Consider the following 26,307-nt stretch of genomic DNA (forward strand, 5'->3'; position numbering starts at 1 on the left):
ACTGACGTGACTGGCACCATCGAACTGCCGGAAGGCGTTGAGATGGTAATGCCGGGCGACAACATCAAAATGGTTGTTACCCTGATTCACCCGATCGCGATGGACGATGGTCTGCGTTTCGCAATCCGTGAAGGCGGCCGTACCGTTGGCGCGGGCGTTGTAGCAAAAGTTCTGAGCTAATTCGTTAGCTTTGAATTTGAAAGAGGGCACTTCGGTGCCCTTTTTGCTGCCTGCTATTCAGCCATCATTCCATTACAGCCGCTCACACTTTTCTGCAAAATCCGTTACCGTTGTCCTGTTGTAATCATAACCATTCTCATTTACACTTTGCGCATTAAGTGAACGGGAGTGCTCCATGTACGTTTGTTTGTGTAACGGTGTAAGTGATAAAAAAATCCGCCAGGCCGTGCGCCAGTTTCACCCTCAATCATTCCAGCAGCTCCGCAAGTTTGTTCCGGTAGGAAATCAGTGTGGTAAATGTATTCGTGCTGCTCGAGAGATTATGCAGGATGAGTTGACCCAGATGCCGGAATACAAAGAGATAGCCTGAGGCTCTATCTTTTTTTTGACTTCCCTGTAGCCCCATCTACGCTTCAATGAGTGGAAGCGGAGGGACTACATAATGAAAGGTGATGTTAAAATCATAAATTATCTCAATAAATTATTGGGAAATGAGCTTGTCGCAATCAATCAGTACTTTCTCCATGCGAGAATGTTCAAGAACTGGGGGCTGACCCGCCTCAATGATGTTGAATACCATGAATCCATCGATGAAATGAAGCACGCCGATTTGTACATCGAGCGTATTCTGTTTCTCGAAGGGATCCCGAACTTGCAGGATCTTGGCAAACTCGGCATTGGTGAAGACGTTGAAGAGATGCTGCAATCAGACCTGCGTCTGGAGCTGGAAGGCGCGAGAGATCTGCGTGAAGCGATCGCCTACGCTGACAGCATCCATGACTATGTCAGCCGCGATATGATGATCAAAATTCTTGCCGACGAAGAGCACCACATTGACTGGCTGGAAACCGAACTGGATCTGATCGCTAAACTTGGTATGCAGAATTACCTTCAGTCGCAGATTAAAGTCGAAGGTTAAAACCGTATTAGCGTGGGATAACCCACCACGAAACCCGCTGCCGCGAGGAAGGGTCCAAACGGCAGCGGGTTTTTTATTACCTGCAATTTACGGTGGCGGCAAAGAGGGAAAACTACTGCGCAACAGCCAAAGAGCGCGGCATAAAATACAAGAGCAGGCAATGCAGGCCAGCCGTGCCACGCGCCGAGTGCGGCAAGATACTTCACATCGCCATAACCCAACCCTTCACGTCCACGCAATAATCGATATCCCCAGTATATAGCGGCAAAACTTGCATAACCCGCCATTGCCCCGACGACAGCATCTGCCAAAAAATCAGGGCGTGATAAACAGTGCCAGAGCAAGCCCGTCCAGAGAAGAGGGCAAGTGTAGCGATCCGGCAGCAACTTTGAGCGCAGGTCACTCCTGACAAGTAGAAGGTTTAATACGACATAGATAATGAGAAAAAACATGGCGTCCCTGCCTTAAGCTTTACCAATCCGCTGGCAAGAGTGCTTCATACAAAAAAACAAGGGAAGGGGAGGGTGAGCAGCGTGCGAGCTGCATTCCAGAGATTCTATGCGTAATAAAAAGGGCGACGCTCTCTTTGCGAGCCGGTACGCACCGCTGTTTAATTTCTAAACTGCACTTGCGTCCGCGCCAGATTTACGTATAATGCGCGGGCTTGTCGTAATTGACGGCTGGTTCGATCTGAACCATAGCGACGATGTTTGCCGCTAACAATGCTCCCAATCGGGGAGCTACGTAAGAACGATTACACTCCCCCATCAATCGTAATGGGTGTGAGGAGTAATTATTTTCGTCTATAAATAATTGGAGCTCTGGTCTCATGCAGAACCAAAGAATCCGTATCCGCTTGAAAGCGTTTGATCATCGTCTGATCGATCAATCAACCGCCGAAATCGTCGAAACTGCGAAGCGCACTGGTGCGCAAGTACGTGGTCCGATCCCGCTGCCGACCCGCAAAGAGCGCTTTACCGTTCTGATCTCTCCGCACGTCAACAAAGATGCGCGCGATCAGTACGAAATCCGCACTCATAAGCGTCTGGTTGACATCGTTGAGCCAACCGAGAAAACCGTTGATGCTCTGATGCGTCTGGATCTGGCTGCCGGTGTAGACGTGCAGATCAGCCTGGGTTGATCAGGTCATCGAGCGATTGAGAGGTTGAAACAATGATTGGTTTAGTCGGTAAAAAAGTGGGCATGACCCGCATCTTCACTGAAGATGGCGTTTCTATCCCAGTAACCGTAATCGAAGTTGAAGCAAACCGCGTTACTCAGGTTAAAGATCTGGCTAACGACGGCTACCGCGCTATCCAGGTTACCACCGGTGCTAAAAAAGCTAACCGCGTAACCAAGCCGGAAGCGGGTCACTTCGCTAAAGCTGGCGTAGAAGCTGGCCGTGGTCTGTGGGAATTCCGTCTGGCTGACGGTGAAGAGTTCTCCGTAGGTCAGGACATTAGCGTTGAGCTGTTTGCTGAAGTTAAAAAAGTTGACGTAACTGGCACCTCTAAAGGTAAAGGTTTCGCAGGTACCGTTAAGCGCTGGAACTTCCGTACCCAGGACGCTACTCACGGTAACTCCCTGTCCCACCGCGTTCCGGGTTCTATCGGTCAGAACCAGACTCCGGGCAAAGTGTTCAAGGGCAAGAAAATGGCAGGTCAGCTGGGTAATGAGCGCGTAACCGTTCAGAGCCTGGACGTAGTACGTGTTGACGCTGAGCGCAACCTGCTGCTGGTTAAAGGTGCTGTCCCGGGTGCAACCGGTAGCGACCTGATCGTTAAACCAGCTGTGAAGGCGTGAGGAGATAGCAATGGAATTAGTATTGAAAGACGCGCAGAGCGCGCTGACTGTTTCCGAAACTACCTTCGGTCGTGACTTCAACGAAGCGCTGGTACACCAGGTTGTTGTTGCTTATGCAGCTGGTGCTCGTCAGGGTACTCGTGCTCAGAAGACCCGTGCTGAAGTAACTGGTTCCGGTAAAAAACCGTGGCGCCAGAAAGGCACCGGCCGTGCGCGTTCAGGTTCTGTTAAGAGCCCGATCTGGCGTTCTGGTGGCGTGACCTTCGCTGCACGTCCGCAGGACCACAGTCAAAAAGTTAACAAAAAGATGTACCGCGGCGCGCTGAAAAGCATCCTGTCCGAACTGGTACGTCAGGATCGTCTGATCGTTGTCGAGCAGTTCTCTCTGGAAGCGCCGAAAACCAAGCTGCTTGCTCAGAAACTGAAAGACATGGCTCTGGAAGATGTGCTGATCATCACCGGTGAGCTGGACGAGAACCTGTTCCTGGCCGCACGTAACCTGCACAAGGTTGACGTACGCGATGCGACTGGTATCGACCCGGTTAGCCTGATCGCCTTCGACAAAGTCGTAATGACTGCTGATGCTGTTAAGCAAGTTGAGGAGATGCTGGCATGATTCGTGAAGAACGTCTGCTGAAGGTGCTGCGCGCACCGCACGTTTCTGAAAAAGCGTCTACTGCGATGGAAAAAACCAACACCATCGTTCTCAAAGTTGCAAAAGACGCGACCAAAGCAGAAATCAAAGCTGCTGTGCAGAAACTGTTTGAAGTCGAAGTCGAAGTCGTTAACACCCTGGTAGTTAAAGGGAAAGTTAAACGTCACGGACAGCGTATCGGTCGTCGTAGCGACTGGAAAAAAGCTTACGTCACCCTTAAAGAAGGCCAGAATCTGGACTTCGTTGGCGGCGCTGAGTAAGTCGGAGGAGTAATACAATGGCAGTTGTTAAATGTAAACCGACATCTCCGGGTCGTCGCCACGTAGTTAAAGTGGTTAACCCTGAGCTGCACAAGGGCAAACCTTTTGCTCCGTTGCTGGAAAAAAACAGCAAATCCGGTGGTCGTAACAACAATGGCCGTATCACCACTCGTCATATCGGTGGTGGCCACAAGCAGGCTTACCGTATTGTTGACTTTAAACGCAACAAAGATGGTATCCCGGCAGTTGTTGAACGTCTTGAGTACGATCCGAACCGTTCCGCGAACATCGCGCTGGTTCTGTACAAAGACGGTGAGCGCCGTTACATCCTGGCCCCGAAAGGCCTGAAAGCTGGCGACCAGATTCAGTCTGGCGTTGATGCTGCAATCAAAGCAGGCAACACCCTGCCGATGCGCAATATCCCGGTTGGTTCTACCGTTCATAACGTAGAAATGAAACCAGGTAAAGGCGGTCAGCTGGCACGTTCCGCTGGTACTTACGTTCAGATCGTTGCTCGCGATGGTGCTTATGTCACCCTGCGTCTGCGCTCTGGTGAAATGCGTAAAGTAGAAGCAGACTGCCGCGCGACTCTGGGCGAAGTTGGCAATGCTGAGCATATGCTGCGCGTTCTGGGTAAAGCAGGTGCTGCACGCTGGCGTGGTATTCGCCCTACCGTTCGCGGTACTGCGATGAACCCGGTCGACCACCCACACGGTGGTGGTGAAGGTCGTAACTTTGGTAAGCACCCGGTAACTCCGTGGGGCGTTCAGACCAAAGGTAAGAAGACCCGCAGCAACAAGCGTACTGATAAATTCATCGTACGTCGCCGTAGCAAATAATTTTAGAGGATAAGCCATGCCACGTTCTCTCAAGAAAGGTCCTTTTATTGACCTGCACTTGCTGAAGAAGGTAGAGAAAGCGGTGGAAAGCGGAGACAAGAAGCCCCTGCGCACTTGGTCCCGTCGTTCAACGATCTTTCCTAACATGATCGGTTTGACCATCGCTGTCCATAATGGTCGTCAGCACGTTCCGGTATTTGTTTCCGACGAAATGGTCGGTCACAAACTGGGTGAATTCGCACCGACTCGTACTTATCGCGGCCACGCTGCTGATAAAAAAGCGAAGAAGAAATAAGGTAGGAGGAAGAGATGGAAACTTTAGCTCAACATCGCCATGCTCGTTCTTCTGCTCAGAAGGTTCGCCTTGTTGCTGACCTGATTCGCGGTAAGAAAGTGTCGCAGGCTCTGGATATTCTGACCTACACCAACAAGAAAGCGGCTGTACTGGTCAAGAAGGTTCTGGAATCTGCCATTGCTAACGCTGAACACAACGATGGCGCTGACATTGACGATCTGAAAGTTGCGAAAATTTTCGTAGACGAAGGCCCGAGCATGAAGCGCATTATGCCGCGTGCAAAAGGTCGTGCAGATCGCATCCTGAAGCGCACCAGCCACATCACTGTGGTTGTGTCCGATCGCTGAGACTCTGGAGACTAGCAATGGGTCAGAAAGTACATCCTAATGGTATTCGCCTGGGTATTGTAAAACCATGGAACTCTACCTGGTTTGCGAACACCAAAGAATTCGCTGACAACCTGGACAGCGATTTTAAAGTACGTCAGTACCTGACGAAGGAACTGGCGAAAGCGTCTGTATCTCGTATCGTTATCGAGCGTCCGGCTAAAAGCATCCGTGTGACTATTCACACTGCTCGCCCGGGTATCGTTATCGGTAAGAAAGGTGAAGACGTTGAGAAACTGCGCAAGGTCGTAGCGGATATCGCTGGCGTTCCTGCTCAGATCAATATCGCCGAAGTTCGTAAGCCTGAACTGGACGCAAAACTGGTTGCTGACAGCATCACTTCTCAGCTGGAACGTCGTGTTATGTTCCGTCGTGCTATGAAGCGTGCTGTACAGAATGCCATGCGTCTGGGCGCTAAAGGTATCAAAGTTGAAGTTAGTGGCCGTCTGGGTGGCGCTGAGATCGCACGTACCGAATGGTACCGTGAAGGTCGCGTTCCGCTGCACACACTGCGCGCTGACATTGACTACAACACCTCCGAAGCGCACACCACTTACGGTGTAATCGGCGTTAAAGTGTGGATCTTCAAAGGTGAGATCCTTGGTGGTATGGCTGCAGTTGAACAACCGGAAAAACCGGCTGCTCAACCTAAAAAGCAGCAGCGTAAAGGCCGTAAATAAGGAGCGTCGCTGATGTTACAACCAAAGCGTACAAAATTCCGTAAAGTGCACAAAGGCCGCAACCGTGGTCTCGCGCAGGGCACGGATGTGAGCTTCGGCACTTACGGTCTGAAAGCTGTTGGCCGTGGTCGTCTGACCGCTCGTCAAATCGAAGCAGCACGTCGTGCTATGACTCGTGCTGTTAAGCGTCAGGGTAAGATCTGGATCCGTGTATTCCCGGACAAGCCGATCACCGAGAAGCCGCTGGAAGTTCGTATGGGTAAAGGTAAAGGTAACGTGGAGTATTGGGTTGCCTTGATTCAACCGGGTAAAGTCCTGTACGAAATGGACGGTGTTCCGGAAGAGCTGGCCCGTGAAGCCTTCGAGCTGGCAGCAGCAAAACTGCCGATTAAAACCACCTTTGTAACTAAGACGGTGATGTAATGAAAGCAAAAGAGCTGCGTGAAAAGAGCGTTGAAGAGCTGAACACCGAGCTGCTTAACCTGCTGCGCGAGCAGTTCAACCTGCGTATGCAGGCTGCGAGTGGCCAGCTGCAACAGACTCACCTGTTGAAGCAAGTGCGTCGTGATGTCGCACGCGTTAAGACTTTACTGACTGAGAAGGCGGGTGCGTAATGACCGATAAAATCCGTACTCTGCAAGGTCGTGTTGTTAGCGACAAAATGGAGAAATCCATTGTTGTAGCTATCGAACGTTTTGTGAAACACCCGATCTACGGTAAATTCATCAAACGTACGACCAAACTGCACGTACACGACGAGAACAACGAATGCGGTACCGGCGACGTGGTTGAAATCCGCGAATGCCGTCCGCTGTCCAAGACTAAGTCCTGGACGCTGGTTCGCGTTGTAGAGAAAGCGATTCTGTAATAGAGTACGCGTTCTCTAACGAATAAACGGCTCAGAAATGAGCCGTTTATTTTTTCTACCCATATCACAGAAGCGGTGTTATAATGCCGCGCCCTCGATATGGGGCTTTTTATCGACCCTGATTTTGGGGTCTTCAGTAGTAGTTGACATTAGCGGAGCACTAAAATGATCCAAGAACAGACTATGCTGAACGTCGCCGACAACTCCGGTGCACGTCGCGTAATGTGTATCAAGGTTCTGGGTGGCTCGCACCGTCGCTACGCAGGCGTAGGCGACATCATCAAGATCACCATCAAGGAAGCAATTCCGCGTGGTAAGGTCAAAAAAGGTGATGTGCTGAAGGCGGTAGTGGTGCGCACCAAGAAGGGTGTTCGTCGCCCGGACGGTTCTGTCATTCGCTTCGATGGTAATGCATGCGTTATTTTAAACAATAACAGCGAGCAACCTATCGGTACGCGTATTTTTGGGCCGGTAACTCGTGAACTTCGTTCTGAGAAGTTCATGAAAATTATCTCTCTGGCACCAGAAGTACTTTAAGGAGCGAGTCATGGCAGCGAAAATCCGTCGTGATGACGAAGTTATCGTGTTAACCGGTAAAGATAAAGGTAAACGCGGTAAAGTAAAAAATGTTCTGTCTTCCGGCAAGATCATTGTTGAAGGTATCAACCTGGTTAAGAAACATCAGAAGCCGGTTCCGGCCCTGAACCAACCAGGTGGCATCGTTGAAAAAGAAGCTGCAATTCAGGTTTCTAACGTTGCACTCTTCAATGCGGCAACCGGCAAGGCTGACCGTGTAGGCTTTAGATTCGAAGACGGCAAAAAAGTCCGTTTCTTTAAATCTAACAGCGAAACTATCAAGTAATTTGGAGTAGTACGATGGCGAAACTGCATGATTACTACAAAGACGAAGTAGTTAACAAACTCATGACTGAGTTTAGCTACAATTCTGTCATGCAAGTCCCTCGGGTCGAGAAGATCACCCTGAACATGGGTGTTGGTGAAGCGATCGCTGACAAGAAACTGCTGGATAACGCAGCAGCTGACCTGGCAGCAATCTCCGGTCAAAAACCGTTGATCACCAAAGCGCGCAAATCAGTTGCGGGCTTCAAAATCCGTCAGGGCTATCCGATCGGCTGTAAAGTGACTCTGCGTGGCGAACGCATGTGGGAGTTCTTTGAGCGCCTGATCACTATTGCTGTACCTCGTATCCGTGACTTCCGCGGCCTGTCCGCTAAGTCGTTCGACGGTCGTGGTAACTACAGCATGGGTGTCCGTGAGCAGATCATCTTCCCAGAAATCGACTATGACAAAGTCGACCGCGTGCGTGGTTTGGATATTACCATTACCACTACTGCGAAATCTGACGAAGAAGGCCGTGCTCTGCTGGCTGCCTTTGACTTCCCGTTCCGCAAGTAAGGTAGGGTTACTTCATGGCTAAGCAATCAATGAAAGCACGCGAAGTTAAACGCGTAGCTTTAGCTGAAAAATACTTCGCGAAACGCGCTGAACTGAAAGCGATCATTTCTGATGTGAACGCTTCCGACGAAGATCGTTGGAACGCTGTTCTCAAGCTGCAGAGTCTGCCGCGTGATTCCAGCCCGTCTCGTCAGCGTAACCGCTGCCGCCAAACTGGTCGTCCGCATGGTTTCCTGCGGAAGTTCGGGTTGAGCCGTATTAAGGTCCGTGAATCCGCAATGCGCGGTGAAATCCCGGGTCTGAAAAAGGCTAGCTGGTAATTGTCACCAATTGAATCACGGGAGTAAAGACAGATGAGCATGCAAGATCCGATCGCGGATATGCTGACCCGTATCCGTAACGGTCAGACCGCGAACAAAGCTGCGGTCACCATGCCTTCCTCCAGGCTGAAAGTGGCAATTGCCAACGTGCTGAAGGAAGAAGGTTTTATTGAAGATTTCAAAATTGAAGGCGACACCAAGCCGGAACTGGAAGTGACTCTTAAGTACTTCCAGGGAAAAGCTGTGGTAGAAAGCATTCAGCGTATCAGCCGCCCTGGTCTGCGCATCTATAAAAGAAAAGATGAGCTGCCGAAAGTTATGGGTGGTCTTGGTATCGCAGTTGTTTCTACCTCTAAAGGTGTTATGACTGATCGTGCAGCGCGCCAGGCTGGTCTTGGTGGCGAAATTATCTGCTACGTAGCCTAATCGGAGGAAAGAATGTCTCGTGTTGCTAAAGCACCGGTCGTCATTCCTGCCGGCGTTGATGTAAAAATCAACGGTCAGGTTATCACGATCAAAGGTAAAAACGGCGAGCTGACTCGTACCCTGAACGATGCTGTTGAAGTTAACCAGGCAGACAATGCCCTGACCTTCGGTCCGCGTGATGGTTACGTGGATGGTTGGGCTCAGGCTGGTACCGCGCGTGCCCTGCTGAACTCAATGGTTATCGGTGTTACCGAAGGCTTCACTAAGAAGCTGCAGCTGGTTGGTGTAGGTTATCGTGCAGCGGTTAAAGGTAGTGTTGTAAACCTGTCTCTGGGTTTCTCACATCCTGTTGACCATCAGCTGCCGGCGGGTATCACTGCTGAATGTCCGACTCAAACTGAAATCGTGCTGAAAGGCGCTGATAAGCAGGTGATCGGTCAGGTTGCAGCTGATCTGCGCGCCTACCGTCGTCCTGAGCCTTATAAAGGCAAGGGTGTTCGTTACGCCGACGAAGTCGTGCGTACCAAAGAGGCTAAGAAGAAGTAAGGTAACACTATGGATAAGAAATCTGCTCGTATCCGTCGTGCGACCCGCGCACGCCGCAAGCTCAAAGAGCTTGGTGCGACCCGCCTGGTGGTACATCGTACCCCGCGTCATATTTACGCCCAGGTAATCGCATCGAATGGTTCTGAAGTTCTGGTAGCTGCTTCTACTGTAGAAAAAGCTATCTCTGAACAACTGAAGTACACCGGTAACAAAGACGCCGCTGCAGCTGTAGGTAAAGCTGTTGCTGAACGCGCTCTGGAAAAAGGCATTAAAGATGTGTCCTTTGACCGTTCCGGGTTCCAATATCATGGTCGCGTCCAGGCACTGGCAGATGCTGCTCGTGAAGCTGGCCTTCAGTTCTAAGGTAGAGGTGTAAGATGGCTCACATCGAAAAACAGGCTGGCGAACTGCAGGAAAAGCTGATCGCGGTTAACCGCGTATCTAAAACCGTTAAAGGTGGTCGTATTTTCTCCTTCACAGCTCTGACTGTTGTTGGCGATGGTAACGGTCGCGTTGGTTTTGGTTACGGTAAAGCGCGTGAAGTTCCAGCAGCGATCCAGAAAGCGATGGAAAAAGCCCGTCGCAATATGATTAACGTCGCGCTGAATCACGGCACCCTGCAGCACCCGGTTAAGGGTACTCACACGGGTTCTCGTGTCTTCATGCAGCCGGCTTCCGAAGGTACCGGTATCATCGCCGGTGGTGCAATGCGCGCCGTTCTGGAAGTCGCTGGAGTTCATAACGTTCTGGCCAAAGCATATGGTTCCACCAACCCGATCAACGTGGTTCGTGCAACTATTGATGGCCTGGAAAATATGAAGTCTCCAGAAATGGTCGCTGCCAAGCGTGGTAAATCCGTTGAAGAAATTCTGGGGTAATTGACCATGGCAAAGACTATTAAAATCACTCAAACCCGCAGTGCAATCGGTCGTCTGCCGAAACACAAGGCAACGCTGCTTGGCCTGGGTCTGCGTCGTATTGGGCATACTGTAGAACGCGAGGATACTCCTGCGGTTCGCGGTATGGTCAACGCGGTTTCCTTCATGGTTAAAGTTGAGGAGTAAGAGATGCGTTTAAATACTCTGTCTCCGGCCGAAGGCTCCAAAAAGGCGGGTAAACGCCTGGGTCGTGGTATCGGTTCTGGCCTCGGTAAAACCGGTGGTCGTGGTCACAAAGGTCAGAACTCTCGTTCTGGCGGTGGCGTACGTCGCGGTTTCGAGGGTGGTCAGATGCCTCTGTACCGTCGTCTGCCGAAATTCGGTTTCACTTCACGTAAAGCAATGATCACGGCAGAAGTTCGTCTGTCCGATCTGGCTAAAGTAGAAGGCGACGTAGTAGACCTGAACACGCTGAAAGCGGCTAACATTATCGGCATCCAGATCGAGTTCGCGAAAGTGATCCTGTCTGGTGAAGTATCTCGCCCGGTAACTGTTCGTGGCCTGCGTGTGACTAAAGGCGCTCGTGCTGCTATCGAAGCTGCTGGCGGTAAAATTGAGGAATAAGTAGCAGATGGCTAAGCAACCGGGATTAGATTTTCAAAGTGCCAAGGGTGGAATTGGCGAACTGAAACGCAGACTGCTGTTTGTTATCGGTGCGTTGATTGTGTTCCGTATTGGCTCTTTTATTCCGATCCCTGGTATTGATGCCGCTGTACTTGCCAAACTGCTTGAGCAACAGCGTGGCACCATCATTGAAATGTTTAACATGTTCTCTGGTGGTGCTCTCAGCCGTGCTTCTATCTTTGCACTGGGTATCATGCCGTATATTTCGGCATCGATTATTATCCAGCTGCTGACGGTCGTTCATCCGGCCCTGGCAGAGCTCAAGAAAGAAGGGGAGTCTGGTCGTCGTAAGATTAGCCAGTACACCCGTTACGGCACTCTGGTGTTGGCAATATTTCAGTCAATCGGTATTGCTACCGGTTTACCGAATATGCCTGGTATGCAGGGCCTGGTAATGAATCCAGGCTTTGCATTCTACTTCACCGCTGTTGTGAGTCTGGTCACAGGAACTATGTTCCTGATGTGGCTCGGCGAACAGATTACTGAACGTGGTATCGGCAACGGTATCTCGATCATTATCTTCGCCGGCATCGTGGCGGGTTTACCGCCAGCCATTGCCCATACTATTGAGCAAGCGCGTCAAGGCGACCTGCACTTCCTCCTGTTGCTGTTGGTTGCAGTATTAGTATTCGCAGTGACGTTCTTTGTTGTCTTCGTTGAACGTGGTCAACGCCGCATTGTGGTGAACTACGCGAAACGTCAGCAAGGTCGTCGTGTCTATGCTGCTCAGAGCACACATTTACCGCTGAAAGTGAATATGGCGGGGGTAATCCCGGCAATCTTCGCTTCCAGTATTATTCTGTTCCCGGCGACCATCGCGTCATGGTTCGGGGGCGGTACTGGTTGGAACTGGCTGACAACAATTTCGCTGTATTTGCAGCCTGGGCAACCGCTTTATGTGTTACTCTATGCGTCTGCAATCATCTTCTTCTGTTTCTTTTACACGGCGTTGGTTTTCAACCCGCGTGAAACAGCGGATAACCTGAAGAAGTCCGGTGCATTTGTACCAGGAATTCGTCCGGGAGAACAAACGGCGAAGTATATCGATAAAGTAATGACCCGCCTGACTTTAGTTGGTGCGCTTTATATTACTTTTATCTGCCTGATCCCGGAGTTCATGCGTGATGCGATGAAAGTACCGTTCTACTTCGGTGGAACCTCACTGCTTATCGTTGTTGTCGTGATTATGGACTTTATGGCTCAAGTGCAAACTCTGATGATGTCCAGTCAGTATGAGTCTGCATTGAAGAAGGCGAACCTGAAAGGCTACGGTCGATAAAGGTCGCTCGAGAAGTTACGGAGAGTAAAAATGAAAGTTCGTGCTTCCGTCAAGAAATTATGCCGTAACTGCAAAATCGTTAAGCGTGATGGCGTCATCCGCGTGATTTGCAGTGCCGAGCCGAAGCATAAACAGCGCCAAGGCTGATTATTTCGCATATTTTTCTTGCAAAGTTGGGTTGAGCTGGCTAGATTAGCCAGCCAATCTTTTGTATGTCTGTACGTTTCCATTTGAGTATCCTGAAAACGGGCTTTTCAGCATGGGGCGTGCAAATGAAATTATAGGAGTGCATAGTGGCCCGTATAGCAGGCATTAACATTCCTGATCAAAAACATGCCGTGATCGCATTAACTTCGATCTATGGTGTCGGCAAAACCCGCTCTCAAGCCATTCTGGCTGCTGCGGGCATCGCTGAGAATGTTAAGATCAGTGAGCTGTCTGAAGAACAAATCGACACGCTGCGTGACGAAGTTGCCAAATTTGTCGTTGAAGGTGATCTGCGCCGTGAAGTTAGCATGAGCATCAAGCGCCTGATGGATCTTGGTTGCTACCGCGGTTTGCGTCATCGTCGTGGTCTCCCGGTTCGCGGTCAGCGTACCAAGACCAACGCACGTACCCGTAAGGGTCCGCGCAAACCGATCAAGAAATAATCGGGGTGATTGAATAATGGCAAAGGCACCAATTCGTGCACGTAAACGTGTAAGAAAACAAGTCTCTGACGGCGTGGCTCATATCCATGCTTCTTTCAACAACACCATCGTTACTATTACTGATCGTCAGGGTAACGCACTGGGTTGGGCAACAGCCGGTGGTTCCGGTTTCCGTGGTTCTCGCAAATCTACTCCGTTCGCAGCTCAGGTTGCAGCAGAGCGTTGCGCTGAAGCCGTAAAAGAATACGGTATCAAGAATCTGGAAGTTATGGTTAAGGGACCGGGTCCGGGTCGCGAATCTACTATTCGTGCTCTGAACGCCGCTGGTTTCCGCATCACTAATATTACTGATGTGACTCCGATCCCTCACAACGGTTGTCGTCCGCCGAAAAAACGTCGCGTATAACGCTCGTTTTCTAGGATTGTTGGAGAAAGAAAATGGCAAGATATTTGGGTCCTAAGCTCAAGCTGAGCCGTCGTGAGGGCACAGACCTGTTCCTTAAGTCTGGCGTTCGCGCGATCGATACCAAGTGTAAAATTGAACAAGCTCCTGGCCAGCACGGTGCGCGTAAACCGCGTCTGTCTGACTATGGTGTGCAGTTGCGTGAAAAGCAAAAAGTTCGCCGTATCTACGGTGTGCTGGAGCGTCAGTTCCGTAACTATTACAAAGAAGCAGCACGTCTGAAAGGCAACACCGGTGAAAACCTGTTGGCTCTGCTGGAAGGTCGTCTGGACAACGTTGTATACCGTATGGGCTTCGGCGCCACTCGTGCAGAAGCACGTCAGCTGGTTAGCCATAAAGCAATCATGGTAAACGGTCGTGTTGTTAACATCGCTTCTTATCAGGTTAGTCCGAATGACGTTGTTAGCATTCGTGAGAAAGCGAAAAAGCAGTCTCGCGTGAAAGCCGCTCTGGAGCTGGCTGAGCAGCGTGAAAAGCCAACCTGGCTGGAAGTTGATGCTGGCAAGATGGAAGGCACGTTCAAGCGTAAGCCGGAGCGTTCTGATCTGTCTGCGGACATTAACGAACACCTGATCGTCGAGCTTTACTCCAAGTAAAGCTTAGTACCAAAGAGAGGACACAATGCAGGGTTCTGTGACAGAGTTTCTAAAACCGCGCCTGGTAGATATCGAGCAAGTGAGTTCGACGCACGCCAAGGTGACCCTTGAGCCTTTAGAGCGTGGCTTTGGCCATACTCTGGGTAACGCACTGCGCCGTATTCTGCTCTCATCGATGCCGGGTTGCGCGGTGACTGAGGTTGAGATTGATGGTGTACTTCATGAGTACAGCACCAAAGAAGGCGTTCAGGAAGATATCCTTGAAATCCTGCTCAACCTGAAAGGGCTGGCGGTGAGAGTTCAGGGTAAAGATGAAGTTATTCTTACTCTGAGTAAATCTGGCATTGGCCCTGTGACCGCAGCCGACATTACCCATGACGGTGATGTCGAAATCGTCAAGCCGCAGCATGTGATCTGCCACCTGACCGATGAAAACGCATCTATCAATATGCGTATCAAAGTTCAGCGCGGTCGTGGTTACGTGCCGGCGTCTGCCCGAATTCATTCGGAAGAAGATGAGCGCCCGATCGGCCGTCTGCTGGTTGATGCGTGCTACAGCCCTGTAGAGCGAATTGCCTACAATGTTGAAGCAGCACGTGTTGAACAGCGTACCGACCTGGACAAGCTGGTCATCGAAATGGAAACCAACGGCACAATCGATCCTGAAGAGGCGATTCGTCGTGCGGCAACCATTCTGGCAGAACAACTTGAAGCTTTCGTTGACTTACGTGATGTACGTCAGCCGGAAGTTAAAGAAGAGAAACCAGAGTTCGATCCGATTCTGCTGCGCCCTGTTGACGATCTGGAATTGACTGTCCGCTCTGCTAACTGCCTTAAGGCAGAAGCTATCCACTATATCGGTGATCTGGTACAGCGTACCGAGGTTGAGTTGCTGAAAACGCCGAACCTGGGTAAAAAATCTCTTACCGAGATTAAAGACGTGCTGGCTTCACGTGGTCTGTCTCTGGGCATGCGCCTCGAAAACTGGCCGCCGGCAAGCATTGCTGACGAGTAACCGGATCACAGGTTAAGGTTTTACTGAGAAGGATAAGGTCATGCGCCATCGTAAGAGTGGTCGTCAACTGAACCGCAACAGCAGCCATCGCCAGGCCATGTTCCGTAACATGGCAGGCTCTCTGGTTCGTCATGAGATCATCAAGACGACCCTGCCGAAAGCGAAAGAGCTGCGTCGCGTAGTTGAGCCGCTGATTACACTTGCTAAGACTGACAGCGTTGCTAATCGTCGTCTGGCATTCGCCCGCACTCGTGATAACGAGATCGTGGCAAAACTGTTTAACGAACTGGGCCCGCGTTTCGCGAGCCGTGCCGGTGGTTACACTCGTATTCTTAAGTGTGGCTTCCGTGCAGGTGACAACGCTCCGATGGCTTACATCGAGCTGGTTGATCGCGCTGAATCGAAAGCAGAAGCTGCTGCAGAGTAATCTGTAGTAACGTAAAAAAACCCGCCTCGGCGGGTTTTTTTATTTCTACTCTATCCTCACCCTTCTAAACTAAGCCTGTTCTTGAGTTCAACCCCGGAGGCCATCATGTGGTTACTTGATCAATGGGCAGAACGGCATATCATTGATGCCCAGCAAAAAGGTGAATTCGATAATCTTGCGGGTAGCGGTGAGCCGCTCACTTTGGATGACGATTCCCATGTTCCTCAGGATCTGCGCGCGGGCTATCGATTATTAAAGAATGCCGGTTATCTTCCGCCTGAACTCGAAATGCGCAAAGAGGCGGTTGAACTTGTCGATCTGCTTAGCAGTGTTGAAAACGATCCCCATCAGCGCCATGAACTCAACCGTCGTCTCGCCTTACTCGAGCTTAAGCTGCGCCAGGCTGGCGTGAGTACTGATTTTCTTCGCAGTGAGTACGCTACCAAACTACAGCATAAAGTTAACCCGGAGTGATCATGTATCGTATTGGTGAAATTGCAAAGTTGGCCGACGTTACGCCGGACACCATTCGTTATTACGAAAAGCAGCAGATGATGGATCATGGAGGGCGTACCGAAGGTGGTTTTCGCCTTTATACCGATCACGATCTCAAACGCCTTAAGTTCATCCGCCATGCCCGCCAGTTGGGTTTCACGCTTGAGTCGATCCGCGAATTGCTGTCGATCCGTGTCGATCCTGAGCATCATACCTGTCAGGAATCGAAGAGCATCGTCCAGGCGCGGCTGAGCGAAGTTGAAGCGCGCATCGAAGAGATGCAGGCCATGCGGCGTTCACTGCAGAAATTAAACGATGCCTGTTGCGGCACTGCCCACAGCAGTGTCTATTGTTCTATTCTTGAGGCACTTGAGCAGGGGCCAGCTAACAATACGGCCAACTCCCGGAGTTGATCTTCTTCATCGCGAGGTCTACACTTCGGCCGTTTTACTACACAATCTGGAGAAATACATGAGTCGCTACCAACATACAAAAGGGCAGATAAACGACAACGCCATTGAGGCACTTCTGCATGACCCGCTTTTTCGTCAGCGAGTTGAAAAGAATAAGAAAGGGAAAGGAAGTTATCTGCGAAAAAACAAACATGCAAAAAAGGGCTTTCAGGAGGCCAGTGGCAAGCAAGCGAATCGCTTATTTACCACTGGCCTTCTTAGTTTTAAACGCGGCTGTTTTGTTCTTTCAGCAGGTCGCGAATTTCACTGAGTAACACTTCTTCTTTGCTCGGGGCCGGTGGCGCTTTCGGCTCTTCAGCCTGTTTGCGTTTCAGCTTATTGATCAGTTTGATTGCCAGGAAGATCGCAAAAGCGACAATAATGAAATCAAACACGTTCTGAATGAATACGCCGTAATGCATCACAACAGCAGGCACGTCGCCCTGTGCTTCACGTAGTGTCAGCGCAAACTGTTTAAAGTCGATGCCGCCAATCAACAATCCCAGCGGTGGCATAATGATGTCGGCCACCAGTGAAGAGACGATTTTACCGAAAGCCGCACCAATAATGACACCGACTGCCAAATCGACAACATTCCCACGCATCGCGAATTCGCGAAACTCTTTTAACATACTCATAATCTTCTCCATGTGCTTTGCGTCACACTAAGTCTAACAACATACCTAACAATTTCCATTTAGGTAAATAAAATAACGAGCCCTGTTAGTCCCTTACAATAAAGTGGAAATAAGAAGGGCGCTTAAATAAGCGCCCTGAAGGATTACAGGAAGAAGGGACTGGGCTGGAAGAGCCGCTCGACATCGGTGATGTATTTTTTGTCGGTCAAAAACATAATCACGTGGTCGCCTTGCTCAATGCGCAAATTATCATTGGCGATCATGACATCATCTCCACGAACCACCGCGCCGATGATCGTACCCGGCGGCAATTTGATCTCATCAATCACTCGACCCACCACGCGGGATGTCGTTTCATCGCCGTGAGCCACCGCTTCGATCGCTTCAGCCACGCCGCGACGCAGGGAAGAAACGCCGACGATATCCGCTTTTCGCACATGGCTCAGCAGCGCAGAAATTGTCGCCTGCTGAGGGGAGATGGCGATATCGATAACGCTGCCCTGGACCAGGTCAACATAGGCGCGACGCTGGATCAGCACCATCACCTTTTTTGCTCCCATCCGTTTGGCCAACATCGCTGACATAATGTTGGCTTCATCATCGTTCGTGACGGCGATAAAGAGATCCACTTGATCAATGTGCTCTTCAGCAAGCAGCTCTTGATCCGACGCATCGCCGTAAAAAACGATCGTATTCTGCAATTTCTCGGCAAGTTCCGCAGCGCGCTGTTGATCGCGCTCGATCAATTTGACGCTGTAATCCTTTTCAAGCTGATGCGCCAGCCCGGCACCGATATTCCCGCCACCGACCAGCATGATCCGCTTATAGGGTTTCTCCAGCCTTTGCAGCTCGCTCATTACCGCGCGAATATGCTGTGACGCGGCAATGAAGAAGACTTCGTCACCAGCCTCAACAATGGTCGAGCCCTGCGGGCGAATAGGCCGGTCATGACGGAAAATCGCAGCGACTCGGGTATCGATGTGCGGCATATGCTCGCGCATCGTGGAGAGCGCATTTCCAACCAGCGGCCCGCCGTAATAGGCTTTTACGACCGCCAGGCTTACTTTGCCTTCAGCAAAATTGACCACCTGCAGCGCGCCCGGGTATTCAATCAGGCGATAGATGCTGTCGATAACCAGCTGTTCTGGCGCAATCAGATGATCGATAGGCACGGCTTCGGAATGAAATAACTTATCCGCATCCCGAACATAATCGGGGGAACGGATACGCGCGATGCGGTTTGGCGTGTTAAACAGAGAAAACGCTACCTGGCAGGCAACCATATTGGTCTCATCGGAGCTCGTGACCGCGACCAGCATATCTGCATCATCGGCGCCCGCTTCGCGCAGCACGCGCGGGTGCGAACCGTGGCCCTGAACAACGCGTAGATCGAACTTGTCCTGCAGGCTATGCAGGCGATCGCCATTGGTATCGACAACGGTGATGTCGTTATTTTCACCGACCAGGTTTTCAGCCAGCGTGCCGCCGACCTGTCCCGCACCCAGAATAATTATCTTCATCTGCTGTGACCCGTTGTCTCTCTCACTGTTTGATTAGCTTAGCGTAAAAGAAGCCGTCGCCCTCTTCGGCACCCGGCAGCCTCTGCAGGCCTGGCGCCTCCGGTGTACCGGTTTCGCTGAGTTGCGCATCCGGGGTTCGCTTCAGAAATGCTGCGACCTGATAACCGTTCTCTTGCGGTAAAATCGAGCAGGTTGCGTAAACCAACGTACCGCCGCTTTTTAAGTGTGGCCAGATAGCATCAAGGATTTCTGCTTGCAGCTGTGCCAGTTCGGAGATATCACGATCGCGACGCAACCACTTAATATCAGGATGACGGCGGATAACGCCCGTGGCCGAACAGGGTGCATCAATCAATATGCGATCAAACAGTTCATCGCCGCACCACTGCGCGGGGAAGCGACCATCACCCTGTTTCACCTCGGCTTTCATGCCGAGACGTTTCAGGTTGTCATAGACCCGTGACAGACGTTGTTCGTCAATATCAACTGCTAATACGCTAGCCTGCGGTGCCGCCTCAAGAATATGGGTAGTTTTACCGCCCGGCGCGGCGCAAAGATCGAGAACACGTTCGCCATCCTGCGGCGCAAGTAAGGTGATGCAACCCTGGGCCGCTGCGTCCTGAACCGTTACCCAGCCTTCACTGAACCCTGGCAGAGACATTACCGGCGCTGCATTTGCCAGGCGTACTGCATCAGGGTAATCGGTATGAGTGAAACCCTGTTGCCCGCTCTCTTCGAGCAGTGCCAGCCAGCCATCACGCGTATGGTGCTGGCGATTGACGCGCAGCCACATCGGCGGGCGTTGATTACTGGCTTCAACGATCTCTGACCACTGCTGCGGATAGGCTTGTTGCACACGCTTTAACAACCATGCCGGGAAAAGATAACGATTTTCGCTACTGGCGAACTCGGCCAGTAGCTCCTCCTGCTGGCGCTGAAACTGACGCAGCACGCCATTAATCAGACCTTTCAGTTGGGGGCGTTTGATGACCACTGCGCCTTCAACGGTTTCTGCCAGCGCTGCGTGAGCAGGAATGCGCGTATGCAGCAGTTGGTATAACCCAACCATAATGAGGTAGTGTACCGTCCGCTGTTTACCCGTCATTGGCCGTGACATGAGCTTATTAATAAGCCAGTCCAGCTGCGGCATAACGCGCAGCACGCCGAAGCAGAGCTCCTGCAGCAGTGCCTTATCTTTATCAGTCACTTTCTGTTGTAACGGCGGCAGGATATTGCTGAGCGATTGCCCTTGTTCAATAACCTGTTCAACTGCCTGTGCAGCCATGCTGCGTAAATTCATCTGTTTTTTCATAACCACAAAAATAAAAATGCCCGGCAGAACCGGGCTTAAATACGAGATCAGGCCAGACGGTTGCCTGGCACAAACCATTCCCGCCGCGAATTCAACAGATCCTGCGCGCTCATCGCTTTTTTACCAGCAGGCTGCAGCGTCTCAAGATTCAGTATGCCTTCTGCGGTTGCGACCTGAATCCCGGATTTCGATGCTTCAACAATCGTGCCGGGGTCAGCCTGCGTAGAAGAGGGAAGCACAGAGGCTTTCCAGACCTTGACCGGCTGCTCATCAACCATAAACCAGCTCATCGGCCACGGATTGAATGCGCGAATGCAGCGCTCAAGTTGTTCTGCGCTTAAGGACCAGTCCATACGCGCCTCGTCTTTACTAAGCTTCTCAGCATAGGTGACCAACTCTTCATTCTGGACTTGCGGCTGGGCACTACCCTGCGCTAATTGCTGCAGCGTTTCGATGAGACCCTGCGGCCCAAGCGCCGCCAGTTTGTCGTACAGCGTGGCGCTGGTATCCTCAGGCGTTATGGGGCAGGCCAGTTTATAAAGCATGTCGCCCGTATCGAGACCTACATCCATCTGCATGATGGTGACGCCTGTTTGCGCATCGCCAGCCCATAGCGCACGTTGAATCGGTGCCGCACCGCGCCAGCGCGGCAGTAAGGAGCCATGCACGTTAATGCAGCCAAGACGTGGCATATCGAGCACGGCTTTAGGCAAAATTAGCCCATAAGCGACGACCACCATCACATCAGCATTCAGTTCGGCGACCAGCTGTTGGTTTTCCGGCTGCCGTAAAGAGGCCGGTTGAAACACGGGCAAGCCTTTCTCTTCCGCCAGCACTTTTACCGGGCTGGGCATCAGTTTTTTACCCCGGCCAGCAGGGCGATCGGGTTGGGTAAAGACCCCTACGATCTGGTGTTCAGAAGAGAGCAGCGCGTCAAGATGACGCGCTGCAAAATCAGGAGTGCCGGCAAAAATAATACGTAGAGAATCTGACACGTTTATCCTTTTCTGCCCGCTTAAGCGCGGCCGTTCATACGATCCAGTTTTTCGACTTTCTGACGAATACGCTGGCGTTTCAGCGGAGACAGATAATCGATAAAGAGTTTACCGACCAGATGATCCATTTCATGCTGAATACAAATGGCCAGCAGACCATCAGCTTCAAGTTCAAACGACTTGCCATTACGATCCAGTGCGCGGATTTTCACTTTTTCCGCTCGCGGAACAAGGGCGCGTTGTTCCGGAATAGAGAGGCAGCCCTCTTCAATACCCGTTTCGCCGCTCTTTTCCAGCAATTCCGGGTTGATCAACACCAGCTGCTCATCGCGATTCTCTGACACATCAATCACGATAATGCGCTGATGAATATCAACCTGCGTCGCCGCAAGACCGATGCCCTCTTCGGCGTACATCGTTTCGAACATATCATCAACGATACGTTGAATATCCGCATTCACTTCTTTTACCGGATCGGCGACTTTGCGAAGCCGCTCGTCCGGAATATGTAACACATGCAAAACTGCCATAAATATCCAGAGTTGTGTTCAGGAGTTGTAAAGAATATGCCCTCTATTCTAGACAAATCCCCTGGCGATTGACAGCATCAGTGACCGATCGCAAGGATTGCCGATACGGCTTATGGCAAGGGAGAGGGAATGACATCCACGGAAATTTGGCTACGTCTGATACAGGTTGGCGACCTCTCTGGCGACAAGTGGCTGAGTATCGCGCAGCAGCTGGAGAGAAGCAGTGCGATGACGGCTGCTGACCTGCAGGTTTTGGGCATGACGGTTGCGCAGACGCGCCGCTTTTTTTCCCTTTCGGCACGGGAACTCGATCGCTGTCTGACATGGCTGGCGGATCCTCAACATCATCTGATCGTGGCAAGCGATGCGGCTTATCCTGAACCGCTGCGCGCCATTGCTGATTACCCGGGCGCGCTGTTTGTTAAAGGCGATATCGCGGTATTGAAATCCCAACAATTAGCTGTCGTCGGTAGCCGGGCGCACTCCTGGTATGGCGAGCGTTGGGGACACCTCTTTTGTGAATCGCTCGCGCGTGCGGGCTTAACGATTACCAGCGGAATGGCGCTGGGAATTGACAGCGTCGCTCATCGCGCCGCAATAAGCGTTGGGGGGAGAAGCATTGGCGTGCTGGGTAATGGGCTATTTAGCCTCTATCCGCGCAGACACACTGCCCTGGCTTCCCAGTTGCTGGAGCAGGGTGGGGCGCTGGTCTCCGAGTTTCCGTTATCAGCCACCCCGAAGCCGGGACATTTTCCCCGTCGTAACCGGATTATTAGCGGTCTTAGCCGGGCAGTATTTGTGATCGAGGCCGCATTACGCAGCGGTTCTTTGGTGACGGCACGGCTCGCGCTTGAGCAAGGGAGAGACGTTTTTGCCTTACCGGGGGCCGTTGGCAGCCCCGGCAGCGAGGGGCCGCACTGGCTATTAAAGCAGGGCGCGACGCCTGTTACATCACCCGAAGAGATCCTCGAACATTTGCAATATGGGCTAAATTGGGTGGCGGAAACACACGAAAATGCAAATTATCCTCCAGAAGGCGAACAGGCGGCATTGCCATTTCCTGAGCTCCTGGCTAACGTAGGAGATGAGGTAACACCTGTTGACGTCGTCGCTGAACGTGCCGGCCAACCTGTGCCAGTGGCAGCTGCTCAATTGCTTGAACTGGAGTTAGCAGGATGGATCGCAGCTGTACCCGGCGGCTATGTCCGATTGAGGAGGGCAAGCCATGTTCGACGTACTAATGTACTTGTTTGAGACTTACATCCATAACGAAGCTGAATTGCGTGTGGATCAGGACAAACTGGAACGGGATCTTACCGACGCCGGATTTGATCGTGAGGATATCTACAACGCGCTTATGTGGCTGGAAAAGCTGGCTGATTATCAGGAAGGCCTCGCCGAACCGATGCAGCTTGCTTCTGATCCACTCTCCTTACGCATCTATACCGCAGAAGAGAGTGAAAGGCTGGATGCCAGTTGCCGGGGATTCCTGTTATTCCTGGAGCAGATTCAGGTGCTAAACCTCGAAACACGGGAAATGGTGATTGAGCGTGCGCTGGCGCTGGATAATGCAGAGTTCGAGCTGGAAGATCTTAAATGGGTCATCCTGATGGTGCTCTTTAATATTCCAGGGTGTGAAAACGCCTACCAGCAAATGGAAGAATTACTCTTTGAAGTGAATGAAGGTATGCTGCATTAACTGTTTTTGCAGCTTCAAGAGTTGTTATGACCAAATCAGCACTATTTACTGTGCGTAATAATGAGCCCTGCCCACAATGCGGGGCTGAACTTGTCATTCGCTCCGGGAAACACGGTCCGTTTCTCGGTTGCTCTCATTATCCGGAGTGCGATTATGTACGTCCCCTGAAAAGTCAGGCAGACGGCCATATCGTTAAAGTTCTGGATGGTCAGTTATGTCCTCTGTGCGGTGCCGAGCTGGTGCTACGCCAGGGGCGCTTCGGTATGTTTATCGGATGCAGCCAGTATCCGGCCTGCGAACACACCGAACTGATCGATAAGCCTGATGAAACGGCTATTGGTTGTCCGCAATGCCAGAGCGGGCATCTTGTCCAGCGTCGTTCGCGTTACGGCAAAACCTTCTACTCCTGCGATCGCTATCCTGATTGCCAGTTTGTCATTAACTCCAGACCGGTAGCGGGCGAGTGCCCGGTATGTCACTACCAGTTGCTGACAGAGAAGAAAACCGCGCAGGGCGTCAAATGTTTCTGTGCCAATAAACAATGTGGAAAGCTGCTCCCAGCGGAATAAACTCGTGAAGAATAACCTGCCAAAAGATCCCATCGCCACCATGGTGGAGATCCTGAAAAAAGAAGAAGTCATCGCTTATCCAACAGAAGCCGTTTTCGGCGTCGGTTGCGATCCGGACAGTGAAACCGCTGTGCATCGCCTGCTTGAACTCAAGCAGCGGCCTGTCGAGAAAGGGCTAATTTTGATTGCTGCTAATTTTGCGCAACTGAAACCCTATATTGATGACAGCATGCTGTCAGACACTCAACGTCAGGCAATCTTTGCCTTCTGGCCAGGTCCGGTGACTTTTGTATTTCCGGCAAAACCAACCACGCCGCGCTGGCTCACTGGACGCTTTGATTCCCTTGCCGTGCGAGTCACCGACCATCCGCTGGTGGTTGAGCTGTGCGAGGCTTATGGCAAACCTCTGGTATCGACGAGCGCCAACTTATCCGGTCTGCCGCCGTGCAGAACCGCCCAGGAAGTTGTCGCCCAGTTTGGACCAGATTTCCCGGTTGTCGATGTACCGACTGGCGGCCGACAGAATCCCTCCGAAATCCGTGATGCACTCACCGGTGAACTCTTCCGACAGGGGTAAATAGCATGGAACCGTACGTCGTTTTTGGAAATCCTGTCGCACACAGCAAGTCGCCACTTATACATCAGCAATTCGCCAGCCAGCTGCAAATCGATCACCCCTATGGGAAAGCACTCGCCCCTGTTGATGATTTTGTTAATACGCTAAATGCTTTTTTTGATAATGGAGGCAAGGGAGCAAATGTCACCGTGCCTTTTAAAGAAGAGGCTTTTGCGCGTGCGGATGAGCTGACGGAACGCGCTGCGCTGGCAGGGGCAGTTAACACCCTTAAACGACTCGATGACGGGCGCTTGCTCGGTGATAACACCGATGGCATCGGGCTCTTAAGCGATCTGCAACGGCTGGCATTTATCCGCCCCGGTTCACGCGTTCTGCTGGTGGGCGCGGGTGGTGCGGCGCGTGGGGTGATCTTGCCCCTATTATCACTCGATTGCGCTTTAACTATCACCAACCGCACCTGGTCTCGCGCACAAACGTTAGCTGAGCTCTTTGCCCATACCGGAAGCATAGAGGCGGCGGAGATGGAGTCACTTGACGAGCGGGAGTTTGATCTCATCATCAATGCGACTTCAAGTGGGATGGGGGGCGATATTCCGGCGCTACCGCAAGCAATTATTCGCCCGCAGACCTACTGCTACGACATGTTTTATCAGAAAGGCAGCACACCGTTCCTGGCCTGGTGCGAAAAACTTGGCGCCGTGAATCGCGCTGACGGCCTTGGGATGCTGGTGGGGCAAGCGGCGCACGCTCTCTTTTTATGGCATGGCGTATTGCCAGAAGTTGAACCTGTTATCGCAGTGCTTAAACAGGAGTTGGCGAAATGAACCAGGCAATCCAGTTTCCCGATCGTGAAGAGTGGCATGACTCCACACAGGCGATCGTTTTTCCCGCGCTGGTTAACGGCATGCAGATGATGTGTGCAATAAAGAGCTCAGTAGTGGCGCAGCGTTTCGGTGGCAATACGCCAGAGGATTACCTTTCGCTTTTTCGCCAGCATCGCTGGGATCTGGAAGAGGAGGCGGAGCAGTGCATCCGCCGCCAGGAAGAGGACGATCAGGGCGTAATCTGGCTCTCCTGAGTAAGATACTCATCCTTCCATTTCACATAATTATTGGCCGAGTATTTCAAACCTTCGATTTCGGCCTCCGTCAGGGGGCGAATCTGTTTTACCGGGCTGCCCAGATAAAGGTAGCCGCTCTCCAGACGCTTATTCTGTGGCACCAGGCTGCCTGCGCCAATCATGACCTCATCTTCAATCACGGCTCCATCCAGCACAATTGATCCCATCCCGACCAGCACGCGATGACCGATGGTGCAGCCATGCAGCATGACTTTATGGCCCACCGTGACATCTTCTCCTATAAGCAGTGGATTGCCTTCAGGGTTGTAGGAGGACTTATGCGTAACGTGCAGAACGCTACCGTCCTGAATATTTGTGCGTGCGCCAATCTCTACATAATTGACGTCACCACGAATCACAACCAGCGGCCAAATGCCGACATCCTCTGACATTCTTACATCGCCAACGACGACGCTGGTGGGATCAACCATGACGCGTTGACCAATAGTTGGGAAAAGATCCTTATAAGGACGCAGTACAGTAGACATAACACCTCACTTCAATCGGGCCAGAGCTATCACTTTGATCGCGGGATCCGCCTTCTGCAACTGTTTTATGGTGCATAAACTGTGCAGATCGCATGAGATCTCAGCGAAAAGGGCGAAAAAACAGCAGTCGAAAAAAAAGATCGCAAAAAGACTTGTGCTAAAAAATGGGATCCCTATAATGCGCCTCCGTTGACACGACAACGTGAATCACTTCACCAGATAGTCGCTTCAACGGAAGAGAAAAAATCCTGAAATTCAGGGTTGACTCTGAAAGAGGAAAGCGTAATATACGCCACCTCGCGACAGAGCGCTGAAGCGCGTCGCAAC

The 26,307-nt window shown here is 51.5% G+C and carries 46 protein-coding genes and 1 pseudogene; 40 read left to right on the plus strand and 7 right to left on the minus strand.

All coding sequences use genetic code 11. The annotated features are described in order from the left end of the window. The 3 genes and pseudogenes from tuf to bfr form a co-directional block, all read left to right on the plus strand. A pseudogene (gene tuf, locus ABIC80_RS23920) lies at positions 1 to 180 on the plus strand (elongation factor Tu); the annotation flags it as partial. 175 nt (positions 181 to 355) lie between these two features. Continuing rightward, positions 356 to 550: a bacterioferritin-associated ferredoxin gene (gene bfd, locus ABIC80_RS23925; RefSeq protein ID WP_034812717.1), complete on the plus strand. Its 195-nt coding sequence runs from the start codon at positions 356 to 358 to the stop codon at positions 548 to 550. A 72-nt stretch (positions 551 to 622) separates the two neighbouring features. Beyond that, the gene (bfr, locus tag ABIC80_RS23930; protein WP_034812713.1) at positions 623 to 1,099 is read left to right on the plus strand and encodes a bacterioferritin; all 477 of its coding nucleotides are present in this window, start codon (positions 623 to 625) and stop codon (positions 1,097 to 1,099) included. Here the strand turns inward: bfr and ABIC80_RS23935 are convergent. Further along, the gene (locus ABIC80_RS23935; protein ID WP_094422326.1) at positions 1,096 to 1,551 is read right to left on the minus strand and encodes a prepilin peptidase; all 456 of its coding nucleotides are present in this window, start codon (positions 1,549 to 1,551) and stop codon (positions 1,096 to 1,098) included. The two genes, bfr and ABIC80_RS23935, sit on opposite strands and share 4 nt — an antisense overlap. A gap of 377 nt (positions 1,552 to 1,928) precedes the next feature. Between ABIC80_RS23935 and rpsJ the strand changes: the two genes are divergently transcribed. The 31 genes from rpsJ (at position 1,929) to ABIC80_RS24090 (ending at position 16,803) form a co-directional block, all read left to right on the plus strand. Further along, the gene (gene rpsJ / locus ABIC80_RS23940) at positions 1,929 to 2,240 is read left to right on the plus strand and encodes a 30S ribosomal protein S10 (RefSeq protein WP_001181005.1); all 312 of its coding nucleotides are present in this window, start codon (positions 1,929 to 1,931) and stop codon (positions 2,238 to 2,240) included. A gap of 32 nt (positions 2,241 to 2,272) precedes the next feature. Next, positions 2,273 to 2,902 carry a 50S ribosomal protein L3 gene (gene rplC / locus ABIC80_RS23945; RefSeq protein ID WP_023479430.1) on the plus strand — a complete coding sequence of 210 codons (630 nt, stop codon included), beginning with the start codon at positions 2,273 to 2,275 and terminating at the stop codon, positions 2,900 to 2,902. Positions 2,903 to 2,912: 10 nt separating this feature from the next. Beyond that, positions 2,913 to 3,518 carry a 50S ribosomal protein L4 gene (rplD, locus tag ABIC80_RS23950; RefSeq protein WP_023479434.1) on the plus strand — a complete coding sequence of 202 codons (606 nt, stop codon included), beginning with the start codon at positions 2,913 to 2,915 and terminating at the stop codon, positions 3,516 to 3,518. Beyond that, entirely contained in the window at positions 3,515 to 3,817 is a 303-nt protein-coding gene (gene rplW, locus ABIC80_RS23955) for a 50S ribosomal protein L23 (protein ID WP_000617546.1), read from the plus strand. The genes rplD and rplW overlap by 4 nt, the downstream gene beginning before the upstream one ends. A gap of 17 nt (positions 3,818 to 3,834) precedes the next feature. After that, positions 3,835 to 4,656: a 50S ribosomal protein L2 gene (gene rplB, locus ABIC80_RS23960; RefSeq protein WP_023479412.1), complete on the plus strand. Its 822-nt coding sequence runs from the start codon at positions 3,835 to 3,837 to the stop codon at positions 4,654 to 4,656. Between the two features lie 16 nt (positions 4,657 to 4,672). Further along, positions 4,673 to 4,951: a 30S ribosomal protein S19 gene (rpsS, locus tag ABIC80_RS23965; protein ID WP_001138115.1), complete on the plus strand. Its 279-nt coding sequence runs from the start codon at positions 4,673 to 4,675 to the stop codon at positions 4,949 to 4,951. Positions 4,952 to 4,965: 14 nt separating this feature from the next. Beyond that, positions 4,966 to 5,298, plus strand: a complete 333-nt coding sequence (gene rplV / locus ABIC80_RS23970) for a 50S ribosomal protein L22 (RefSeq protein ID WP_002919773.1) — start codon at positions 4,966 to 4,968, stop codon at positions 5,296 to 5,298. A 17-nt stretch (positions 5,299 to 5,315) separates the two neighbouring features. After that, on the plus strand, positions 5,316 to 6,017 hold the full coding sequence (rpsC, locus tag ABIC80_RS23975; protein WP_000529945.1) for a 30S ribosomal protein S3: 702 nt from the start codon (positions 5,316 to 5,318) through the stop codon (positions 6,015 to 6,017). Positions 6,018 to 6,029: 12 nt separating this feature from the next. Further along, positions 6,030 to 6,440, plus strand: coding sequence for a 50S ribosomal protein L16 (rplP, locus tag ABIC80_RS23980; protein ID WP_007369814.1), 411 nt, complete (start codon positions 6,030 to 6,032; stop codon positions 6,438 to 6,440). After that, positions 6,440 to 6,631 carry a 50S ribosomal protein L29 gene (gene rpmC, locus ABIC80_RS23985; RefSeq protein ID WP_004388609.1) on the plus strand — a complete coding sequence of 64 codons (192 nt, stop codon included), beginning with the start codon at positions 6,440 to 6,442 and terminating at the stop codon, positions 6,629 to 6,631. The genes rplP and rpmC overlap by 1 nt, the downstream gene beginning before the upstream one ends. Beyond that, positions 6,631 to 6,885 (plus strand): 30S ribosomal protein S17, encoded by a 255-nt coding sequence (rpsQ, locus tag ABIC80_RS23990; RefSeq protein WP_017460070.1) that lies wholly within the window; start codon positions 6,631 to 6,633, stop codon positions 6,883 to 6,885. Before rpmC ends, rpsQ begins: the two co-directional genes overlap by 1 nt. Positions 6,886 to 7,050: 165 nt before the next feature. After that, positions 7,051 to 7,422, plus strand: coding sequence for a 50S ribosomal protein L14 (gene rplN / locus ABIC80_RS23995; RefSeq protein WP_023479426.1), 372 nt, complete (start codon positions 7,051 to 7,053; stop codon positions 7,420 to 7,422). A gap of 10 nt (positions 7,423 to 7,432) precedes the next feature. Further along, positions 7,433 to 7,747 carry a 50S ribosomal protein L24 gene (gene rplX / locus ABIC80_RS24000; protein ID WP_016538464.1) on the plus strand — a complete coding sequence of 105 codons (315 nt, stop codon included), beginning with the start codon at positions 7,433 to 7,435 and terminating at the stop codon, positions 7,745 to 7,747. A 14-nt stretch (positions 7,748 to 7,761) separates the two neighbouring features. Beyond that, positions 7,762 to 8,301 carry a 50S ribosomal protein L5 gene (rplE, locus tag ABIC80_RS24005; protein WP_023479410.1) on the plus strand — a complete coding sequence of 180 codons (540 nt, stop codon included), beginning with the start codon at positions 7,762 to 7,764 and terminating at the stop codon, positions 8,299 to 8,301. A gap of 14 nt (positions 8,302 to 8,315) precedes the next feature. Further along, positions 8,316 to 8,621 carry a 30S ribosomal protein S14 gene (gene rpsN, locus ABIC80_RS24010; protein WP_007369817.1) on the plus strand — a complete coding sequence of 102 codons (306 nt, stop codon included), beginning with the start codon at positions 8,316 to 8,318 and terminating at the stop codon, positions 8,619 to 8,621. A 33-nt stretch (positions 8,622 to 8,654) separates the two neighbouring features. Continuing rightward, positions 8,655 to 9,047, plus strand: a complete 393-nt coding sequence (rpsH, locus tag ABIC80_RS24015) for a 30S ribosomal protein S8 (protein WP_023479407.1) — start codon at positions 8,655 to 8,657, stop codon at positions 9,045 to 9,047. 12 nt (positions 9,048 to 9,059) lie between these two features. Then, on the plus strand, positions 9,060 to 9,593 hold the full coding sequence (rplF, locus tag ABIC80_RS24020) for a 50S ribosomal protein L6 (RefSeq protein WP_023479418.1): 534 nt from the start codon (positions 9,060 to 9,062) through the stop codon (positions 9,591 to 9,593). A 9-nt stretch (positions 9,594 to 9,602) separates the two neighbouring features. Then, complete coding sequence (gene rplR / locus ABIC80_RS24025) at positions 9,603 to 9,956, plus strand: 50S ribosomal protein L18 (RefSeq protein WP_017460073.1); 354 nt, start codon at positions 9,603 to 9,605, stop codon at positions 9,954 to 9,956. Positions 9,957 to 9,970: 14 nt separating this feature from the next. Beyond that, positions 9,971 to 10,471 (plus strand): 30S ribosomal protein S5, encoded by a 501-nt coding sequence (gene rpsE, locus ABIC80_RS24030; RefSeq protein ID WP_007369821.1) that lies wholly within the window; start codon positions 9,971 to 9,973, stop codon positions 10,469 to 10,471. Between the two features lie 6 nt (positions 10,472 to 10,477). Then, a complete protein-coding gene (rpmD, locus tag ABIC80_RS24035; protein ID WP_001140434.1) occupies positions 10,478 to 10,657 on the plus strand; it encodes a 50S ribosomal protein L30 in 180 nt (59 codons plus the stop codon). A gap of 3 nt (positions 10,658 to 10,660) precedes the next feature. Then, complete coding sequence (rplO, locus tag ABIC80_RS24040) at positions 10,661 to 11,095, plus strand: 50S ribosomal protein L15 (protein ID WP_023479414.1); 435 nt, start codon at positions 10,661 to 10,663, stop codon at positions 11,093 to 11,095. A 7-nt stretch (positions 11,096 to 11,102) separates the two neighbouring features. Beyond that, positions 11,103 to 12,434 carry a preprotein translocase subunit SecY gene (secY, locus tag ABIC80_RS24045; protein WP_007369823.1) on the plus strand — a complete coding sequence of 444 codons (1,332 nt, stop codon included), beginning with the start codon at positions 11,103 to 11,105 and terminating at the stop codon, positions 12,432 to 12,434. 30 nt (positions 12,435 to 12,464) lie between these two features. Next, positions 12,465 to 12,581: a 50S ribosomal protein L36 gene (gene rpmJ, locus ABIC80_RS24050; RefSeq protein ID WP_000868187.1), complete on the plus strand. Its 117-nt coding sequence runs from the start codon at positions 12,465 to 12,467 to the stop codon at positions 12,579 to 12,581. Between the two features lie 146 nt (positions 12,582 to 12,727). Further along, the gene (gene rpsM / locus ABIC80_RS24055) at positions 12,728 to 13,084 is read left to right on the plus strand and encodes a 30S ribosomal protein S13 (protein WP_023479435.1); all 357 of its coding nucleotides are present in this window, start codon (positions 12,728 to 12,730) and stop codon (positions 13,082 to 13,084) included. A gap of 16 nt (positions 13,085 to 13,100) precedes the next feature. Continuing rightward, a complete protein-coding gene (gene rpsK / locus ABIC80_RS24060) occupies positions 13,101 to 13,490 on the plus strand; it encodes a 30S ribosomal protein S11 (protein ID WP_002919257.1) in 390 nt (129 codons plus the stop codon). Between the two features lie 32 nt (positions 13,491 to 13,522). Beyond that, positions 13,523 to 14,143: a 30S ribosomal protein S4 gene (gene rpsD / locus ABIC80_RS24065; protein WP_000135224.1), complete on the plus strand. Its 621-nt coding sequence runs from the start codon at positions 13,523 to 13,525 to the stop codon at positions 14,141 to 14,143. 25 nt (positions 14,144 to 14,168) lie between these two features. Beyond that, on the plus strand, positions 14,169 to 15,158 hold the full coding sequence (locus tag ABIC80_RS24070) for a DNA-directed RNA polymerase subunit alpha (RefSeq protein WP_023479415.1): 990 nt from the start codon (positions 14,169 to 14,171) through the stop codon (positions 15,156 to 15,158). 40 nt (positions 15,159 to 15,198) lie between these two features. Then, positions 15,199 to 15,585: a 50S ribosomal protein L17 gene (rplQ, locus tag ABIC80_RS24075; RefSeq protein WP_023479432.1), complete on the plus strand. Its 387-nt coding sequence runs from the start codon at positions 15,199 to 15,201 to the stop codon at positions 15,583 to 15,585. Between the two features lie 105 nt (positions 15,586 to 15,690). Then, the gene (locus tag ABIC80_RS24080) at positions 15,691 to 16,059 is read left to right on the plus strand and encodes a DUF1992 domain-containing protein (protein WP_429178816.1); all 369 of its coding nucleotides are present in this window, start codon (positions 15,691 to 15,693) and stop codon (positions 16,057 to 16,059) included. Positions 16,060 to 16,061: 2 nt separating this feature from the next. Continuing rightward, the gene (zntR, locus tag ABIC80_RS24085; protein WP_042711817.1) at positions 16,062 to 16,493 is read left to right on the plus strand and encodes a Zn(2+)-responsive transcriptional regulator; all 432 of its coding nucleotides are present in this window, start codon (positions 16,062 to 16,064) and stop codon (positions 16,491 to 16,493) included. Positions 16,494 to 16,551: 58 nt separating this feature from the next. Next, positions 16,552 to 16,803 (plus strand): alternative ribosome-rescue factor A, encoded by a 252-nt coding sequence (locus ABIC80_RS24090; protein WP_200135700.1) that lies wholly within the window; start codon positions 16,552 to 16,554, stop codon positions 16,801 to 16,803. Here ABIC80_RS24090 and mscL read toward each other — a convergent pair. The 5 genes from mscL to def form a co-directional block, all read right to left on the minus strand. Beyond that, on the minus strand, positions 16,757 to 17,170 hold the full coding sequence (gene mscL, locus ABIC80_RS24095) for a large-conductance mechanosensitive channel protein MscL (RefSeq protein WP_094422322.1): 414 nt from the start codon (positions 17,168 to 17,170) through the stop codon (positions 16,757 to 16,759). The two genes, ABIC80_RS24090 and mscL, sit on opposite strands and share 47 nt — an antisense overlap. Positions 17,171 to 17,313: 143 nt before the next feature. Next, positions 17,314 to 18,690 carry a Trk system potassium transporter TrkA gene (gene trkA, locus ABIC80_RS24100; protein ID WP_023479428.1) on the minus strand — a complete coding sequence of 459 codons (1,377 nt, stop codon included), beginning with the start codon at positions 18,688 to 18,690 and terminating at the stop codon, positions 17,314 to 17,316. A gap of 22 nt (positions 18,691 to 18,712) precedes the next feature. Continuing rightward, complete coding sequence (rsmB, locus tag ABIC80_RS24105; RefSeq protein WP_429178818.1) at positions 18,713 to 20,002, minus strand: 16S rRNA (cytosine(967)-C(5))-methyltransferase RsmB; 1,290 nt, start codon at positions 20,000 to 20,002, stop codon at positions 18,713 to 18,715. 47 nt (positions 20,003 to 20,049) lie between these two features. Further along, the gene (fmt, locus tag ABIC80_RS24110; RefSeq protein ID WP_200581500.1) at positions 20,050 to 20,997 is read right to left on the minus strand and encodes a methionyl-tRNA formyltransferase; all 948 of its coding nucleotides are present in this window, start codon (positions 20,995 to 20,997) and stop codon (positions 20,050 to 20,052) included. Between the two features lie 20 nt (positions 20,998 to 21,017). Then, on the minus strand, positions 21,018 to 21,527 hold the full coding sequence (def, locus tag ABIC80_RS24115; protein WP_054804496.1) for a peptide deformylase: 510 nt from the start codon (positions 21,525 to 21,527) through the stop codon (positions 21,018 to 21,020). Positions 21,528 to 21,656: 129 nt separating this feature from the next. Between def and dprA the strand changes: the two genes are divergently transcribed. From dprA to ABIC80_RS24145, 6 genes are read left to right on the plus strand one after another with little or no spacing between them, the layout of a single operon-like run. Further along, a complete protein-coding gene (gene dprA / locus ABIC80_RS24120; protein ID WP_429178820.1) occupies positions 21,657 to 22,781 on the plus strand; it encodes a DNA-protecting protein DprA in 1,125 nt (374 codons plus the stop codon). After that, complete coding sequence (smg, locus tag ABIC80_RS24125; RefSeq protein ID WP_023479416.1) at positions 22,753 to 23,226, plus strand: DUF494 family protein Smg; 474 nt, start codon at positions 22,753 to 22,755, stop codon at positions 23,224 to 23,226. Before dprA ends, smg begins: the two co-directional genes overlap by 29 nt. A 26-nt stretch (positions 23,227 to 23,252) precedes the next feature. Beyond that, positions 23,253 to 23,795, plus strand: a complete 543-nt coding sequence (locus ABIC80_RS24130) for a topoisomerase DNA-binding C4 zinc finger domain-containing protein (protein WP_429178822.1) — start codon at positions 23,253 to 23,255, stop codon at positions 23,793 to 23,795. Between the two features lie 4 nt (positions 23,796 to 23,799). Then, positions 23,800 to 24,372, plus strand: coding sequence for an L-threonylcarbamoyladenylate synthase type 1 TsaC (gene tsaC, locus ABIC80_RS24135; protein WP_429178824.1), 573 nt, complete (start codon positions 23,800 to 23,802; stop codon positions 24,370 to 24,372). 5 nt (positions 24,373 to 24,377) lie between these two features. Continuing rightward, entirely contained in the window at positions 24,378 to 25,196 is an 819-nt protein-coding gene (aroE, locus tag ABIC80_RS24140) for a shikimate dehydrogenase (protein WP_429178826.1), read from the plus strand. Further along, complete coding sequence (locus ABIC80_RS24145) at positions 25,193 to 25,450, plus strand: DUF1488 domain-containing protein (protein WP_094422310.1); 258 nt, start codon at positions 25,193 to 25,195, stop codon at positions 25,448 to 25,450. Before aroE ends, ABIC80_RS24145 begins: the two co-directional genes overlap by 4 nt. Here ABIC80_RS24145 and ABIC80_RS24150 read toward each other — a convergent pair. After that, complete coding sequence (locus ABIC80_RS24150; RefSeq protein WP_429178828.1) at positions 25,426 to 25,980, minus strand: gamma carbonic anhydrase family protein; 555 nt, start codon at positions 25,978 to 25,980, stop codon at positions 25,426 to 25,428. The genes ABIC80_RS24145 and ABIC80_RS24150 overlap by 25 nt on opposite strands. Positions 25,981 to 26,307: the final 327 nt, after the last annotated feature.

This window comes from Kosakonia sp. 1610, assembly GCF_050435845.1.
GTDB lineage: Bacteria > Pseudomonadota > Gammaproteobacteria > Enterobacterales > Enterobacteriaceae > Kosakonia > Kosakonia cowanii.